Genomic DNA, 15,063 nt, shown 5'->3' on the forward strand with positions numbered 1-15,063 from the left:
GTCATCGTGGTGCGGATCATGTGCGGTCTGCTGGCGGCGAAAGGCGACAGTTTCCAATACGCAAAAGCATCTGTACAGCCGCGCGGCGGTCGGTGCGGGCGTTGAGTCCTTCGCGGCAGGCCCGAATCGAAGCGCGTAGACTCGTGCGCTGTCGGCATCTCATCGTCAACCCCATCGAGCAATGGAGGATCGGAAATGGAATACCGTTTTCTGGGTGCGTCTGGAATGAAGGTACCGGTGCTGAGCTTCGGCACTGGCACGTTCGGTGGCAAGGGCGAGTTCTTCGGGGCTTGGGGTGCGACCGATGTCGCCGAGGCGCGCAGGCTCATCGACATTTGCCTCGACGCGGGCGTCACGATGTTCGACACGGCCGATATCTATTCGAGCGGCGCATCGGAGTCGGTGCTCGGCGAAGCGCTCAAGGGGCGCCGCGACAAGGCGATCATCTCGACCAAGGCGACCTTCCGCTTCGACGACGAACCCAATAACGTGGGCTCGTCGCGCTTCCACCTGAAGCGCGCGGTCGACGCAGCGCTCAAGCGCCTGCAGACCGACCACATCGACTTGTTCCAGTTGCATGGTTTCGATGCGCGCACACCGGCCGAAGAAGTGCTGTCCACGCTCGACGAACTCGTGCGCGCCGGCAAGATTCTCTATACGGGCGTGTCGAACTTCTCGGGCTGGCACCTGATGAAATCGCTGGCGGTGGCCGATCGCTACGGCTATCCGCGTTACGTCGCCAACCAGACGTACTACTCGCTGATTGGCCGCGACTACGAGTGGGAGTTGATGCCGCTCGGGCTCGATCAGGGCGTGGGTGCGGTGGTGTGGAGCCCGCTGGGCTGGGGGCGTTTGACGGGCAAGATCCGGCGTGGCCAGCCGCTGCCGGAGAAAAGCCGTCTGCACAAGACGGCAGAGCAGGGTCCGCCGGTGCCGGATGAATACCTCTTTCGCGTGCTCGACGCCATCGACGAGATCGCGAAGGAAACCGGCAAGACCGTGCCGCAGATTGCGTTGAACTGGCTGCTGCAGCGGCCGACGGTCGCGACCGTGCTGATCGGTGCGCGCGACGAGGCGCAGTTGCGCCAGAACCTCGGCGCGGTCGGCTGGAATCTCACGCCCGAACAGGTGGCGAAGCTCGACGCCGCGAGTGTGGTGCGGCCGGTCTACCCGTACTGGCACCAGGAGGGTTTCGCCGAGCGCAATCCGTCGCCGGTTTGAGGAGAGTCTTCGCTCAGTGAGGCCGCTTCAAGCCGCTTCGGTCTGGCGCAGGATCTGGGTCGCGCCCAGATGCAGCGCCAGCGCAAAGAACTCGCGCTCTGCGAGATTGAGGGTCTTCGCGGCGGCCATCGCGCGGTAATGATCTTCCGGATGCAGGAACAGCTTCACTTCGACTTTCGACTGACAGTTCTGCGCGGACTCCATGGATGCTTCTCCTTCGGTAACCGGGCGCTCGGCCCGTGACGGGTGCGATGCCCATTACCGGGCGTCCATACGCGCAGAGGCGCGCGCCATTTGCCGCGATGGAGCGGCGGCATGAAAACGGCGATGACGCGGAGTGGGCCTTGAATCTTCCGAATTCTTCTTCTTGTGCGGCAGGGCGCCGCATGTAGTACGGGCGCCAGTGTAGTCGGGTTTGATCCTAGGGTAAACCCCTAATTTGAAAAGAATTATTGCGCGAATTGAGAAGATCGCGCGACAAGATCTGAAATGCGTTGTGGACGCACTTCAATTCATGCGGAATGAATAAGGGGAGTTTGATGGGGCGGCGCGAACCGCCGCCCCGCGCCAGGTTGAGAGCTGGCGTTAAGGCATGGGCGCCTCAGCGCCCGGCCATTATTCCTCGACGCGCTTGCGCAGGCGCGCACGCGCTTCGCCGAGCGACAGGAACTTGCCGTGTGCTTCGTCCAGCACGGTGACCTTGCCGTGGCCGATGTCGTAGACCCAGCCCTGCAGTTCGAGCTGTCCCTGGGCCACGCGCGCCGCCACCGCGGGGTGCGTGCGAAGGTGCGTGAGCTGCAGGCGGACGTTTTCTTCCACGAGTGCCTGGACAACATGGTCGTCGTCCAGACCGCGCGTCTTCACCACGCTGCGTGCGGCTTCCGCGTTGCGCAGCCACGCCTGCACGGTTGGCATGTTGGCCGTGGCCTCCGCGCCCGAGGCGAGCCCCTTCATCGCGCCGCAATCGGTATGGCCGCACAGCACGATCTGCTTCACGTTGAGCGCGAGCACCGCGAACTCCACGACAGCCGAAACACCGCCGAGCATTTCGCCATAAGCCGGCACGATATTGCCGATGTTGCGGCAAACGAACAGATCACCGGGCTTGGCCTGCGTGATCATTTCCGGCGAAACGCGCGAGTCGGCGCACGTGATGAAGAGCGTGTGCGGCGCCTGGCTGTGGGCGAGGCTGTGGAACAGCTCCTTGTTGCCCGGGAAAACGTGATGAGTGAATTCGTCCACGCCGTCGAGCAGGTGTAACAGATCGCAGCCGCACGAATCGGAGTGACCGTCGTGCGAGTGGGTGTTGTCTGGCATGGATGTTTCTCTCTTTATCATGAATCGACACTATCGAATGGCAACAGCGGGAGTTTACGCTGAGCCGACCCCTTCCGGATCGGAAACTTCGCGCCGCGTTGCGCGAGACAGCCGTTTTCCCGGCACCCAATCGTCGAACCGGCGGGATATGTCGATAAACCGGCCGAAAAGACAGCTAAGTACGGGAAAGTGGGCTGCTGCGAGGGCGCTGGCGCGTCGTGCGTTTCCGTTCGAAAAGCGATTTTCTCACGCCGGGCGTCATTGGCCCATCCGGGGTGCTGCCGGTGGTGTCGGGATCATGAGGAGAGATGAGGCGCGACCGACCAGTCGGTCGGCGCGCTCACCAGGCCATGCGCCATTGACCTGCAGAATGGGCAGGGCTGTCGGGCAACAACGTGGCGCTGGGCGGTGTCGTTGCATCCGAGAAGTCGGCAAGGATTTCGTCGCGCAGGTGCACGAAGCGTGGGTCGGCGCGCTCGCGCGGGCGCGGTAATCCCACGTCGACGATGCGGCGGATACGGCCGGGGCGCGGGGCCATCGTCACGACACGGTCGCCCAGGTAGATCGCCTCGTCGACATCGTGCGTGACAAGGATCATCGTGATGCGTTCGCGTTCCCAGATGCGCAGCAATTCGTTTTGCAGGCGGCTGCGCGTGAGGGCGTCGAGCGCGCCGAAGGGTTCGTCCAGCAGCAGCACGCGCGGACGGTTGACGAGGCCGCGCGCGATCGCCACGCGCTGCGCCATGCCGCCCGAGAGCTGATGCGGGTACGCCTTCTCGAAACCCGTAAGGCCTACGAGCGCTATATGCTCTGCCACCGCCTCGTGTTTCTCGCGTGCCGAAAGCGGGGCGTTGCGCAGCGCCGCGAGGATGTTCTGCTCGGCGGTAAGCCAGGGAAACAGCCGGTGATCCTGAAACACGATGCCGCGCTCGAGCGAGGTGTCGCCCACGCGCTCGCCGCGCATCATGATTGCGCCGCTATAGCTCGCGTCGAGGCCGGCGATCAGGCGCAACAGCGTGGATTTGCCGCATCCGCTCGTGCCGAGCACGCTCACGAATTCGCCGGGGCGCACATGCAGCGTCACGTCGTCGAGCACGACGAGCGCGGATTCGCCGGCACCGTAGCGCTTGCTCACGTGCAGAATATCCAGCCCCTCGGGTTCAATGGTGCTCATCTGGCTTTCTCTCAAGTTCAATTGATTTGCAATGCGAATCATTGTGCGGTGATGTGCAATCGTGCAAGCACCGTTCGCTCCACACGCCGTGCGAGCGCATTGAGCGCCCAGCCAATCGCACCCACGACGACGATGCCGAACAGCACGAGGTCCATGCGGAATTGCTCGCTGCCGTCGATCAGCAGATTGCCGATGCCGCTGCCCGCGACGAGCAGATACTCCGCGCCGAGCGTGGCGAGCCACGAATAGATGAGCGCGAGATAGAGTCCCGTGAAAATGGAGGGCAGAGCGGCCGGCAACAGAACGTAGCGGATGAGTTGCAGCCGCGAATAGCGCAACGCCTGCGCAAGTTCGACGTATTTGCGCGGCACGGCGTGAATGCCGTCGCACGTGTGGGCGGCGACCGGGAGCAAGGCCGCGAGCGAGAGGAAGACGACCTTGGCGGCGTCGCCGAGACCGAACCACACGGAAATGAGCGGAATCCACGCGAACAGCGAGATCTGCTTGAACGTGTCGAAGCTCGGCCCCACGATGCGCGCGGCGATGCGCGAGAGACCCAGCGCGCCGCCCAGCAGGAACCCCGCCGTTGCGCCGATGGCGAAGCCGCAGGCCTCGCGCATCAGCGATGCGGAAAGTGCCCGGAATAACGCGCCGCTCTCGACCTGTTCGTAAGCGGTACGAATCACATCGGCGGGACTCACGAGCAGGCCGCTCTTCACGAGATGCGAGGCGCTCACGGCCCACCACAGCGCGATAGCGACGAGGGGTAGGGCGGCGCCGCGCATATCGACGCGTTGTCGCGGCCTGGCTTCGACGGCCGCTTCGCAGGCGCACTCAGGGCGCGCGGATTTTCGTGGGAGTGAAATTTTCATGGCGAATTCTCCTCTGTCCTGAATGGCGGCAATCGCACACCGTCAGCCGCGGAATGCCGAGGGCGTGCCACGCCGCAAACGCCGCTCCAGCACATCGAGCAGTCGATTGATGACGAGGCCGACCGCGCCCACCACAACCACGGAAGCCATCACAAGATCGAGCTGAAAGAGTTGTCGGCCATAGACGATCAGATAGCCGAGCCCTTCCGACGACGCCACGAGCTCGACCACGACTAGCGCGAGCCACGCTTTCGTGAAGGCAAGGCGCACACCGGTTGCGAGTGTCGGAACCGCTGCGGGCAGCACGAGCCTCACGATCCGTTGCCAGCGGGTGTAGGCGAATACGCGCGCGACTTCGTCCAGTGCGGCGGGTGTTTGCCGGAAGCCCTGCATGGTGCTGAGCGTGACGGGCACGAGCGCCGCGTGAGCGATGAGCAGATATTTGAGCGGTTCGCCCACGCCGACGAGCAACAGCAAAAACGGCAGCCAGCCGAGCACGGGAATCTGCACGATCGCATTGAAGCTGGGCAGCACCCAGGCTTCCAGCGTGCGCGAGAGCCCGAGCGCGCCGCCGATCAGCAAGCCGAGCACGGTGCCGCCTGCAAAGCCCAGCAGTACGCGTTGCAGGCTGATCAGCGTATTGCGCGCAAGCTCGCCGCTCTGGGCGAGATCGACGAAGGTTTCATAAACGCGCTGCGGCGCAGGCAGGATTTGCGGCGCGATCCAGCCGCGCGCGCAGCCCACGCTCCATAGCAAATAGAGCAGTGCGGGCAGCAACCACGGCGCGAGATGCCACGCGCATGTGCGCAGCACGACGCGCCATCGTACGTGCGCGGTTGCAGCGTCGATACGCGCTGCCGCACGCTGCGTGTCCGAAGCAATCGTAATCGCGGTTTCCGTCATGATGCAGTTCCTCTCGCTTGCTCAGCCAAGCGGTTTGCCGGCGGCGTCGTAGCGGGTCCAGTAGTGTTCGAGCTTTTGCGTGCGCAGCGCGTTGTCGAGGTAACGCGGCTCGAACCACGAGTCGACCTCCACCGGCTGGCGAATCAGCTTCAGGCGCAGCGCGTCCTGCGCCACGGCCTTGTAGCGCGCCACGATGAACGGATCGATCAGCGGCGAATTGCGGTACTTGAGAGGCTGCTCGCCGAATTCGGACTGCCAGGACGCGTAGCTCACGCCGCTCTTCGCCCAGAGCTTGAAGAGCGCGTCGCGGTTCGCTTCATCGGACGACCATTGCGCCGCTTGCACGAAGACATTGACCACGCGCTGCACGATATCGGGATGCGCCTTCTCGAAGCCGTCGAGCACGAGCAGATGCGCCTGACGCGTCAACTGCGGCCCATCGTGCTGCGATTCGTAGACGATGCGGGCAAGCCCCTGGTCGCGCAGCCGGTAGAGGTGATAGTCGTTCACCGAAGCGTCGATGCCTTTTGATGCGAGCGCCGCGAGCGAGCTTGCGGTATCGAGGTTGATCACGCGTAGCGCGTGCTCGTCGAGCTGGTTCTCGGCGAGCGCGTTGTCCGCCACGAGCTGCAGGTTCGTGCCGCGAAAAATGGCGACGCGCCGGTCCTTGAGATCCTTGATCGATTTGATGTCCGAATCGGCGGGCACGCCCACTTTCACACCGGAGCGCACGCCCGACTCCAGCAGGATGCGGGTCTTGAGACCGTTGGCGCGTGCGAGCACCGAGGGCAGGTCGCCTTGATAGGCGAAGTCGAGTGCGTTGTTGGCAATGGCCTCATTGACAGCCGGGCCCGCGCCTTTGAAGAAGAGCCACTCGACCTTGATGCCGTCGGCGGCGAATTCCTTTTCGAGCAAGCGCTGGCCTTGCACCGTGGCGGCGGTCGAACCGCCGAAGGTGGGCGGATCGCCCGCGCCTTGCTGTGCGACGCCGATGCGGATCACGGCGGGCTCAACGGCCGCGGCATGCAGGGAGATGAACGAAATCGCTGCGCAAAGCAGGTACTGCAGAACGCGATGTGAACGCATGGGCAGGTCGGATATGAGTGACGAAACAGGGTGCGTAGACTGGCGGGCTTGCGTCGCCGTCATTGCCGTTGGGTCATTCTTTTCCGTGCGTGCCGATCAGGACAACCAATGATTCGAGATTTGTATTTCTCGAGAAAAGCGCTGCGCGTTATGGGGAAGGTGATCGGCAGGGCGCCTTCATGATAGTGAAGCTGCGCCCGTGCCGAAGGAAGAAATCGTGCTATCGATGTGAACAGAAACGCAAAAGCGCGCCTTATTGCGTTTCGATTGCGCGGCGCGTCGCAGCCGCACGCCGCGACGGCATGAAGTACCACACGGCGCAGAGCACTTGCAGCACGACGAGGACCGTCCACACGGTCTGATGCGCAATCGCGGGGTAGTGGCCGTCGAGTGCCGGCCAGTGCGCCAGCGCGGCGCCGATCGCGATCTGCAGAACGAAGATGCCAATGAAGATGACGAGCGTGAACGTCGTGTTCACGCGGCCAATCAGGCGCGGGGGGAAATGTTCGGCGAGGACCGCATAAGTGAGGATGCCGGTGCCGCCAAACGCGCCGTACGCAGCCCAAAGCAAGGACGCGGGCAGCGGCACCCGTGCGGCGAGCAACGCTTGCACGAGCACGAAAGCGAGCATCGTGACGCCGGAAAAGAGCTGGACGCTCACGCCGCGCCGCTCGAAGCCGCGTGCGAGCGCGCCAAAGCCGATGTTGCCGACAATGAATGCGCCGCCCAGCACGGAAACGAGCGAGGCCGCACGCGCACCGACATCGGCTGTGCCGGCCGGCACCACGTCGCGCAGGAACGCGCCGACCCACAGTGACTGCATGGCGTAGAACACGGCCTGGGTCAGCGAGGAAAATGTTGCAGTCTTCCAGAACGCATGGCTGCGCAGGATGTGCGCGGTGCCCTTGAACTGTTCGAGCACGCTCGCCTGGTGGTGGGTGTCGCGCGTGCGCGGCCCGCCAATCCAGATGATGGCGGCCACGAGCACCGTGAGTGCCGCGAGCCCGAGGCTCACCGCACGCCATGGCGCGATCGAAAGCAGCCACGAGAGCGGGGCGCCCACGGCCACGCCGCCGAGGCCCCCCACGGCCATCACGAGGCCGTTCACGAGCGTGAGCTGCGCGACGGGAAAGTGCTGCGCGGTGGCCTTGAACGCGCCGCCAAGGCACACCGACACGCCCACGCCAATCAAGAGCCGGCCCACCATCATCGCGGCCATGTTGTGCGACACGCCGAAGATCAACGCGCCCGTTGCGGCCACGAGCATGACGCATGCGGTGACGCGGCGCGGGCCATAGTGGTCGAGCAGCACGCCGCCCGGGATCTGCGCGCCCGCGAAGCCGAGGAAATAGAGGCTCGTGAGCGTGCCGAGATCGGTCGCCGTGAAGCCCATTTCACGCGAGAGAAACGGCGCGAAGCCGAGATTGACGCCGCGAAACAGGTACGAAATGAAATAGCCGAGCGCGAATACGGCGAATACGCGCAGTCTGAGTGAGGTCATTGTTGTGGCGAAAGCGGATCGAATGCCTGGCTGTCGATTATTGGCGATTGCCGTGTGCGAGGCCAGCGAGAGATTTCAGACGGCATTGTGAGTAGAATTTGACGTCATGGCCCGATCTCTCCCCCCACTGCAGGCGCTGCGCGCCCTTGAAGCCGCTGCGCGGCGGCGTAGTTTCAGCCGTGCCGCGGAAGAATTGCATTTGACGCACAGCGCCGTTAGCCATCATCTGCGCGCGCTCGAAACGGAACTGGGCGTCGAGTTGTTCCGCCGCGCGGGCAGCCAAATGATTCCCACCGCGGCAGGCGCGCAGCTGGCCGAGCGCGTGCGCCGCAGTCTCGACGACCTGCGCGACGCGCTCGACGCCACGCGGCCCGGCGTGAGCGGCGTCACGCGGCTCGAGCTGAGCGTGATGTCCGATTTCGCCTCCGTCTGGCTGATTCCGCGCCTGGGCGACTTCTACGATCGCCATCCCATGGTCGATCTCTCGCTGCGGATGCACGCCGACGTCACGCCGCCCGACCCTTATCCCTTCGACATCGGCATCTGGCATCGGCGGGTGGACGAGCCCGGTTTCCAGATCCGTAAGCTGCTGGACGACCAGGTCGTTGCGGTGTGCAGCCCGGCCTTGCTCGCGCGCCATCCGGACTTTCGCATCGAAGATCTCGCAAGCATGCCGCTCCTGCGTTTTTCGCGCCGCTCGTGGCGCGACTTCTTCGAGGCCGCGGGCGTGGCGGGCGACGAGCCGGAGCGCGGACCGGTGTTCGACGACGCCGGCCTGCTGCTCCAGGCCACGGTGGCCGGGCAGGGGGCGGCCACGGCGCGTTTGCAACTCGCGCGCGGCTTCATCGAGCGTGGCGAGCTGGTGCAGTTGGGGCAGGTGCGTATTCCGGCTTCGCTCGACTATTACTTCACGTGGCGCGAGGGGCATCCGCGCGAGGCGGCGATCCAGCAATTCTATCGATGGGTAAAGGCGCAATTGGCAAATTGATGGCGGCCGGCTTCCCGTATTGCGCAATGGGTATTCGGGTTAACCGCTGTGGGTATTGTCAACGCCGTTTGTGTGATGCGCGTTGCTGTTTGAATAAAGAGGCTCAATCCCGCTCTGCAATACGCGATTAGTCATTGTATTCATATCGCATGCACCAAAGCGGATCATGGCTGAAGGCATTGCGCCGGGCGTTTAAAAGCGGAAATGAAACGCCGATGAATGGGCCGTAAAGCAGGTGTAAAGGGCTGTGAAGCGCAAAGGAAGCGGATGCGTGAAGCGATTCAAATGGCCGCTTGCGCGATGGCTTCACTATTTGGACAATCAGGCGTATTCGTCTGCGGAAAGCGACAGGAAGTGTGGCGTGGAATCACAGATTGGGCACGCCTCGTGTCAAGAATGAAATAGTTGCGGTATTGTTACTCCCCATCGCCGTTTGGCGCGCGAATGTTTTGTAGTCAAAGGTGTAGTTAACGGCCCATTCCTGGGCCAGCAATAAGACTGACAACAGGAGAAACTGCATGAAGGCTATTCAGATGTTCAAGCTTGCCGCAGCCACGGCACTCGTGGCGGCCTCGTTCCAGGTCTATGCACAGGACGCGTCGGCACCGGCCGCAGCAGAAGCCCCTGCCAGCGGTCCGACTGCCGCAGCTCAGCACAACGTCAATCAATCGAAGGCAGCGTTGAAGCAGGCACGCGCAGCGAACCGTGCGCTTGGCCGTAAGGTACGTGCGGCCCTCGCGCGTGAGAAGAACGTGAGCGTCTCCAACATCACCGTGCGTGCGAAAGACGGCGCCATCACGCTGCAAGGCACCGTGCCCGATTCGTCGCAGATCCAGCGCGCTGGCGATGTCGCCAAGGGCGTGGAAGGCGTAACGTCGGTGCGCAATGCGCTGACGATCCGCCCGGTTGGGACCTGAGCATCGGCTAGCCGGCGCGCGCCCATCGCCCTTCGCGGTGTGGGCGGCGGCGCCGGAGCGGGTGTCTTTAGCGTCTTACCTGAAGGCCGCACATGCAGTCCTGTTCGTGGACTGCATGTGCGGCTTTTTTGTTGCCTTGCGCAAGCGCGAAGTTGTTTCGCTCAGGGCTCGACGTAATGCATTTCCGGCGATTCGCCCATCAGTAACGGGCGATTGGCGTCGGCGGCCGCGCGCAGGTAATCCCAGAGCGACGTGATGCGCCGCAGCTTGCGCAGGTCCTCGCGGCTGCACAGCCAGAAGCGCCGCGTCACCACCACTTCGTCGGGCAGGATCGGCACGAGGCGCGGGTCCGGCTCGGCCATGAAGCAAGGCAGGATGGCGAGCGCGCTGCCCTGCAGCGCGGCATGGTACTGCGCGATCACGCTGGTGCTGCACAGGTTCGCGGTCACGTTCGGCGCCGTCCGTTCGAGATAGAGCAGCTCGTGGCTGAATGCCAGATCGGCGACATAGCTGATGAAGGCGTGATTGCGCAGGTCGGCGGCCGTGCGAATGCGCGGGTGGCGCTCGAGGTATGCCGTCGTGCCGTACAGGCGCAACCGGTAGTCGCATAGCTTCGTGTAGACATACTGTCCGCGCTCGGGACGTTCCAGCATGATCGCGAGGTCGGCCTCACGCTTTGAAAGGCTCACGAAATGCGGCACCGGCAACAGGTCGATCGACATGTCGGGATGCTGGCCCGTGAAGCGCGCGAGTTGCGGCGCAAGAAAGAAGCAGCCGAAACCCTCCGTCGAACCCACACGTACATGGCCCGAGAGCGACTGCGCGCCGATCGCGAACTGCTCGCTGGCCGATTGCACCGTGGTTTCCACGGCATCCGCGTAGGCTAGCAGGCGCTGGCCTTCGGCCGTCAGCACGAAGCCGCCCGAGCGCGATTTGTCGAACAGGACGGTGCCCAGCGCCGCCTCCAGCTCCCGCACCCGTCGCGCGACCGTGGTGTGGTCGACGCCCAGGCGCTTTGCGGCGCCGCTCGCGCGCTGCGTGCGAGCGACTTCCAGGAAGTAGCGCAGATCGTCCCAGTTCAGTGTCTCCATGCTGCTCGTTGTGTTTTTTTGCATATCGGATGGGCTTTTTCATCACTATGCCGTGGATATTCGAATAACTATACTCGTTGAACAAGGCGACTGAAACCGACACGGTCGCACGACAACAAGGACGGAGACAGACGATGCAAATGCAGTTGTTCCCCGCGCGGGCGCCGCAGGCGCGTTCGTGTTCAGCAGGACTCTCCTTTACCTCGCCCGACTTCGTACTCAGCACGTTCGACCTCAATGCACGCGTTTGCACAGGGTTCAGGCGCGCGCGCTGCGATTGAAGATTTCGCGTACTCCGCACATTCCGCTAGATCCGGCCACGGCCGGCCCGTTCGAATCCATCAGGGAGAGTTCACGATGAACGCAGTGACCCAGGCATCCAACGCGCATGTTTCCACCGTCAAGCTGCTCATCGACGGCGAGTTCGTCGAATCGAAAACGAAGGAGTGGCGCGACATCGTCAATCCGGCCACGCAGGAAGTGCTGGCGCGCGTGCCGTTCGCGACCGTCGAGGAAGTGGACCAGGCCGTGAAGGCCGCGCACGCTGCATTCGCCACGTGGAAGAACACGTCGCTCGGCGCGCGCTTGCGCATCATGCTCAAGCTCCAGGCGTTGATTCGCGAGCACATGCCGCGCATCGCGCAGACCCTCACCGCCGAGCAGGGCAAAACGCTGCCCGATGCCGAAGGCGACATTTTCCGCGGCCTCGAAGTGGTCGAGCACGCTTGCTCGATCGGCACGCTACAGCAAGGCGGTTTCGCCGAGAACGTGGCGGGCGGAGTGGACACCTATACGCTGCAGCAGCCGCTAGGCGTATGTGCCGGCATCACGCCGTTCAACTTCCCCGCGATGATTCCGCTGTGGATGTTCCCGATGGCGATCGTCTGCGGCAATACGTTCGTGCTCAAGCCTTCGGAGCAGGACCCGCTTTCGACCATGCAGCTCGTCGAACTCGCGATCGAAGCGGGCATTCCGAAGGGCGTGCTCAACGTCGTGCACGGCGGCAAGGAAGTCGTCGATGCGATCTGCACGCATGAACTCGTGAAGGCGATTTCGTTCGTCGGCTCGACGGCCGTGGGCACGCACGTCTATCGTCTGGGCAGCGAACACGGCAAGCGCGTTCAGTCGATGATGGGCGCGAAGAATCACGCCGTCGTGCTGCCCGATGCGAATCGCGAGCAGGCGCTCAATGCGCTCGTCGGCGCGGCGTTCGGCGCGGCGGGCCAGCGTTGCATGGCGACCTCGGTGGCCGTGTTCGTGGGCGCGGCGCAGCAATGGTTGGACGAGCTCGTGGAAAAGGCGAAGACGCTCAAGGTCAATGCGGGCCACGAGGCCAAGACCGACGTCGGACCGGTCGTGTCGCGCGCTGCGAAAACGCGCATTCTCGGGTTGATCGACTCGGGCGTGAAGCAGGGCGCGACGCTCGCACTGGACGGCCGTGACGTGAAGGTGCCGGGCTACGAGAGCGGCAACTTCGTCGGCCCCACGGTGTTCACGAACGTGAAGACCGACATGGACATCTACACGAACGAGATTTTCGGGCCGGTGCTCGTGGTGCTCACGGCGAAGACGCTCGACGAAGCGATCGCCATCGTCAACGCGAACCCGTTCGGCAACGGCGTGGGCCTTTTCACGCAAAGCGGTGCGGCGGCGCGCAAGTTCCAGAGCGAGATCGACATTGGCCAGGTGGGCATCAACATTCCGATTCCGGTGCCGGTGCCGTACTTCAGCTTCACGGGCTCGCGCGGCTCGAAGCTCGGCGACCTGGGCCCGTACGGCAAGCAGGTCGTGCAGTTCTATACGCAGACCAAGACGGTCACCGCGCGCTGGTTCGACGACGCCACCGTGAGCGACGGTGTGAACACGACGATCAGCCTGCGCTGATACGCCGCCCGGAATCAACATGGAGTACTGAACAATAACGGAGACAGGCTCATGAAAATTGGATTCGTCGGGCTGGGCCACATGGGCGCGCCGATGGCGCTCAACCTGCTCAAGGCAGGGCATACGGTGGCGGTGTTCGACTTGAGCACGAGCGCGATGCAAGCGCTCGCAGAGGCTGGCGCGCAGAAGGCCGTATCGGCGAAGGCGGCGGCGAGCGGCGCTGAGTGCGTCATCACGATGCTGCCCGCGGCGGCGCACGTGCACAGCGTGCTGACCGCGGAAGACGGCGTGCTGGCGGGCATCGCGAAGGGCGTGACAATCATCGATTCGAGTACGATCGATCCGGCGAGCGTCAAGGCGTTCGCCAAGCTTGCCGCCGCGCAGGGCAATGCGTTCGTCGACGCGCCGGTTTCGGGCGGCACGGGCGGCGCGGCGGCAGGCACGCTCACCTTCATGGTGGGTGGCAGCGCCGCGGACTACGAGAGCGTGAAGCCGGTGCTCTCTGGCATGGGCAAGAACATCGTCCATTGCGGCGAGACAGGCACGGGGCAGGTGGCGAAGATCTGCAACAACCTCGTGCTCGGCGTCACGATGGCAGGCGTAGCCGAAGCGATGGCGCTGGGCGAGGCGCTCGGCATCGACCCGAAAGTGCTGGGCGGCATCATGAACACGTCCACGGGCCGCTGCTGGAGTTCCGATACGTACAACCCGTACCCGGGCGTGATCGAGACCGCGCCTTCTTCGCGCGGCTACACGGGCGGCTTCGGCACGGATCTCATGCTCAAGGACATGGGCCTCGCCACCGACGCCGCAAAAAGCGTGCATCAACCCGCATACATGGGGGCGCTCGCCCAGCAGCTCTATCAGGCCATGAGCAGCCACGGCGACGGCAAGCTCGACTTCTCGGCGATCATCAAGCTGTATCGCACCGAGAAAGACTGAGCCGCGTAGTTTCGAGTCGAAAAAGGCGCGCTGCAAAGCGCGCTTTTTTGCGCCTGCGTCTGTTAGGCCTTGATACGAGCCTCGACGCGCGCAAAGAGCCGTTTGAACCAGACGCCTAGCAGCGCATTCGAAGGCGCAAGCGCGGTCGAGCAGGCGAGAATGCGATACACATCGTTGCGCGTGACCTTCGAGGTCTTCGCGGGATCGAGCCAGTCGTCGTTGTCGACGAGACGTTCGAGCGTTTCGAGGCCGATGAGAATAGGCCACAGGCACGCGAGCCGCAAACGCACCGAAAGGCGCGGCAGTGCGAACGTATAGTCGATGGCCGCGCGGAAATGATCGAGCGCGATACGCACGAGTTCGAGCATGATCGGCCGCGCGCGCGCCGAGGCGCCGGGCTGCAGCAGGTCCTGTGCGGTGAGCCCGGCCTGGGCCAGCATCGAAGCGGGCAGGTAGCAGCGGCCAATGCGCAGATCCTTGCCGCAGTCGCGCAGCACGTTCACCATCTGCAGGGCCTTGCCGAAGCGGATGCCGCGCGCGTACATGGTTTGTTCCAGCGAGGGAGCGAGCGTGCCCGGCAGGTGCATGTACGTCATCTTCGTCCAGAACTCGCCCACGCAGCCCGCCACGAGATACGTGTAGCGGTCGAGTTCGTCCCATGTGTTGAGCGCGGCCACCCGGCCCGAGCGCTCGTCGGGGAACGTGCGCAAGTCGAACTCCATGCCTTCGGTGAGCGTCGTGACGATCTCGCGCACGGCACGGCGATCGGCGTCGTCGAGTTGCGCGAGCACGTCGAGCGCGCCACCCAGCGATTCGAGCAGGAGCTTTTCGTCCGATTGCGTTTGCTGACCCGCAACCTCGCCCGCGAGATCGGCGAGCAGGGTGTCATGGTTCGTCGCGCCGTTCACGCGCTCGCGCAGCGCGAGCAGCAGGGCGAGGCGCCGCTCGGGCGGAATCAGCGCGGTGTCGGCGATGGTGTCGGCGGCGCGCGCGAGCAGATAGGCTTCGCCCACGGGGTCGCGCATGCCGGCGGGCAACACGCGCATCGTGAGGTAGAACGAACGGGAAACGCCTTTGAGCAACGGGCCCAAGAGGAAGGCCCGGGTAGAATTCTGCATGTCGGATAGGGGCAGCGAGGGACGGATCGGACGCAGCCGCATTGTATCG

General features: G+C 64.0%; 14 protein-coding genes. 5 read left to right on the top strand and 9 right to left on the bottom strand.

Annotated elements, in window-relative coordinates:
- Positions 1–195: 195 nt before the first annotated feature.
- A complete protein-coding gene (locus VSR72_RS26440; protein ID WP_342955300.1) occupies positions 196–1,221 on the top strand; it encodes an aldo/keto reductase in 1,026 nt (341 codons plus the stop codon).
- A gap of 27 nt (positions 1,222–1,248) precedes the next feature.
- Here VSR72_RS26440 and VSR72_RS26445 read toward each other — a convergent pair whose 3' ends face one another.
- From VSR72_RS26445 to VSR72_RS26475, 7 genes are all read right to left on the bottom strand, one after another.
- The gene (locus tag VSR72_RS26445) at positions 1,249–1,425 is read right to left on the bottom strand and encodes a hypothetical protein (RefSeq protein WP_342955301.1); all 177 of its coding nucleotides are present in this window, start codon (positions 1,423–1,425) and stop codon (positions 1,249–1,251) included.
- Between the two features lie 411 nt (positions 1,426–1,836).
- Entirely contained in the window at positions 1,837–2,538 is a 702-nt protein-coding gene (locus VSR72_RS26450; protein WP_342955302.1) for a carbonic anhydrase, read from the bottom strand.
- Between the two features lie 340 nt (positions 2,539–2,878).
- A complete protein-coding gene (locus tag VSR72_RS26455; RefSeq protein ID WP_342955303.1) occupies positions 2,879–3,712 on the bottom strand; it encodes an ABC transporter ATP-binding protein in 834 nt (277 codons plus the stop codon).
- Between the two features lie 38 nt (positions 3,713–3,750).
- Entirely contained in the window at positions 3,751–4,497 is a 747-nt protein-coding gene (locus VSR72_RS26460) for an ABC transporter permease (RefSeq protein ID WP_342955336.1), read from the bottom strand.
- Positions 4,498–4,626: 129 nt separating this feature from the next.
- Positions 4,627–5,487, bottom strand: a complete 861-nt coding sequence (locus VSR72_RS26465; protein ID WP_342955304.1) for an ABC transporter permease — start codon at positions 5,485–5,487, stop codon at positions 4,627–4,629.
- A gap of 21 nt (positions 5,488–5,508) precedes the next feature.
- Positions 5,509–6,573, bottom strand: a complete 1,065-nt coding sequence (locus tag VSR72_RS26470; RefSeq protein ID WP_342955305.1) for an ABC transporter substrate-binding protein — start codon at positions 6,571–6,573, stop codon at positions 5,509–5,511.
- 253 nt (positions 6,574–6,826) lie between these two features.
- Positions 6,827–8,074, bottom strand: a complete 1,248-nt coding sequence (locus tag VSR72_RS26475) for an MFS transporter (RefSeq protein WP_342955306.1) — start codon at positions 8,072–8,074, stop codon at positions 6,827–6,829.
- A 106-nt stretch (positions 8,075–8,180) separates the two neighbouring features.
- Between VSR72_RS26475 and VSR72_RS26480 the strand changes: the two genes are divergently transcribed.
- Together VSR72_RS26480 and VSR72_RS26485 are read left to right on the top strand one after the other, a co-directional pair.
- Positions 8,181–9,062, top strand: a complete 882-nt coding sequence (locus tag VSR72_RS26480; protein WP_342955307.1) for a LysR substrate-binding domain-containing protein — start codon at positions 8,181–8,183, stop codon at positions 9,060–9,062.
- 518 nt (positions 9,063–9,580) lie between these two features.
- Positions 9,581–9,979 (top strand): BON domain-containing protein, encoded by a 399-nt coding sequence (locus VSR72_RS26485; protein WP_342955308.1) that lies wholly within the window; start codon positions 9,581–9,583, stop codon positions 9,977–9,979.
- A gap of 161 nt (positions 9,980–10,140) precedes the next feature.
- Here the strand turns inward: VSR72_RS26485 and VSR72_RS26490 are convergent, their stop codons facing one another.
- A complete protein-coding gene (locus VSR72_RS26490; protein WP_342955309.1) occupies positions 10,141–11,094 on the bottom strand; it encodes a LysR family transcriptional regulator in 954 nt (317 codons plus the stop codon).
- Positions 11,095–11,427: 333 nt separating this feature from the next.
- Between VSR72_RS26490 and VSR72_RS26495 the strand changes: the two genes are divergently transcribed.
- Together VSR72_RS26495 and mmsB are read left to right on the top strand one after the other, a co-directional pair.
- Entirely contained in the window at positions 11,428–12,954 is a 1,527-nt protein-coding gene (locus VSR72_RS26495; RefSeq protein ID WP_342955310.1) for a CoA-acylating methylmalonate-semialdehyde dehydrogenase, read from the top strand.
- Positions 12,955–13,005: 51 nt separating this feature from the next.
- Positions 13,006–13,896, top strand: coding sequence for a 3-hydroxyisobutyrate dehydrogenase (mmsB, locus tag VSR72_RS26500; RefSeq protein ID WP_342955311.1), 891 nt, complete (start codon positions 13,006–13,008; stop codon positions 13,894–13,896).
- Positions 13,897–13,958: 62 nt separating this feature from the next.
- Here mmsB and VSR72_RS26505 read toward each other — a convergent pair whose 3' ends face one another.
- On the bottom strand, positions 13,959–15,014 hold the full coding sequence (locus VSR72_RS26505; protein ID WP_342955312.1) for a phytoene/squalene synthase family protein: 1,056 nt from the start codon (positions 15,012–15,014) through the stop codon (positions 13,959–13,961).
- Positions 15,015–15,063: the final 49 nt, after the last annotated feature.

Source organism: Paraburkholderia sp. JHI869, from assembly GCF_038900775.1.
Taxonomy (GTDB): Bacteria; Pseudomonadota; Gammaproteobacteria; order Burkholderiales; family Burkholderiaceae; genus Paraburkholderia.

Excerpts from the sequence above, each read along its gene's own strand:
- VSR72_RS26440 (WP_342955300.1), top strand. The coding sequence starts at position 196 with ATGGAATACCGTTTTCTGGGTGCGTCTGGAATGAAGGTACCGGTGCTG.
- VSR72_RS26445 (WP_342955301.1), bottom strand. The coding sequence starts at position 1,425 with ATGGAGTCCGCGCAGAACTGTCAGTCGAAAGTCGAAGTGAAGCTGTTC.
- VSR72_RS26450 (WP_342955302.1), bottom strand. The coding sequence starts at position 2,538 with ATGCCAGACAACACCCACTCGCACGACGGTCACTCCGATTCGTGCGGC.
- VSR72_RS26455 (WP_342955303.1), bottom strand. The coding sequence starts at position 3,712 with ATGAGCACCATTGAACCCGAGGGGCTGGATATTCTGCACGTGAGCAAG.
- VSR72_RS26460 (WP_342955336.1), bottom strand. The coding sequence starts at position 4,497 with ATGCGCGGCGCCGCCCTACCCCTCGTCGCTATCGCGCTGTGGTGGGCC.
- VSR72_RS26465 (WP_342955304.1), bottom strand. The coding sequence starts at position 5,487 with ATGACGGAAACCGCGATTACGATTGCTTCGGACACGCAGCGTGCGGCA.
- VSR72_RS26470 (WP_342955305.1), bottom strand. The coding sequence starts at position 6,573 with ATGCGTTCACATCGCGTTCTGCAGTACCTGCTTTGCGCAGCGATTTCG.
- VSR72_RS26475 (WP_342955306.1), bottom strand. The coding sequence starts at position 8,074 with ATGACCTCACTCAGACTGCGCGTATTCGCCGTATTCGCGCTCGGCTAT.
- VSR72_RS26480 (WP_342955307.1), top strand. The coding sequence starts at position 8,181 with ATGGCCCGATCTCTCCCCCCACTGCAGGCGCTGCGCGCCCTTGAAGCC.
- VSR72_RS26485 (WP_342955308.1), top strand. The coding sequence starts at position 9,581 with ATGAAGGCTATTCAGATGTTCAAGCTTGCCGCAGCCACGGCACTCGTG.
- VSR72_RS26490 (WP_342955309.1), bottom strand. The coding sequence starts at position 11,094 with ATGCAAAAAAACACAACGAGCAGCATGGAGACACTGAACTGGGACGAT.
- VSR72_RS26495 (WP_342955310.1), top strand. The coding sequence starts at position 11,428 with ATGAACGCAGTGACCCAGGCATCCAACGCGCATGTTTCCACCGTCAAG.
- mmsB (WP_342955311.1), top strand. The coding sequence starts at position 13,006 with ATGAAAATTGGATTCGTCGGGCTGGGCCACATGGGCGCGCCGATGGCG.
- VSR72_RS26505 (WP_342955312.1), bottom strand. The coding sequence starts at position 15,014 with ATGCAGAATTCTACCCGGGCCTTCCTCTTGGGCCCGTTGCTCAAAGGC.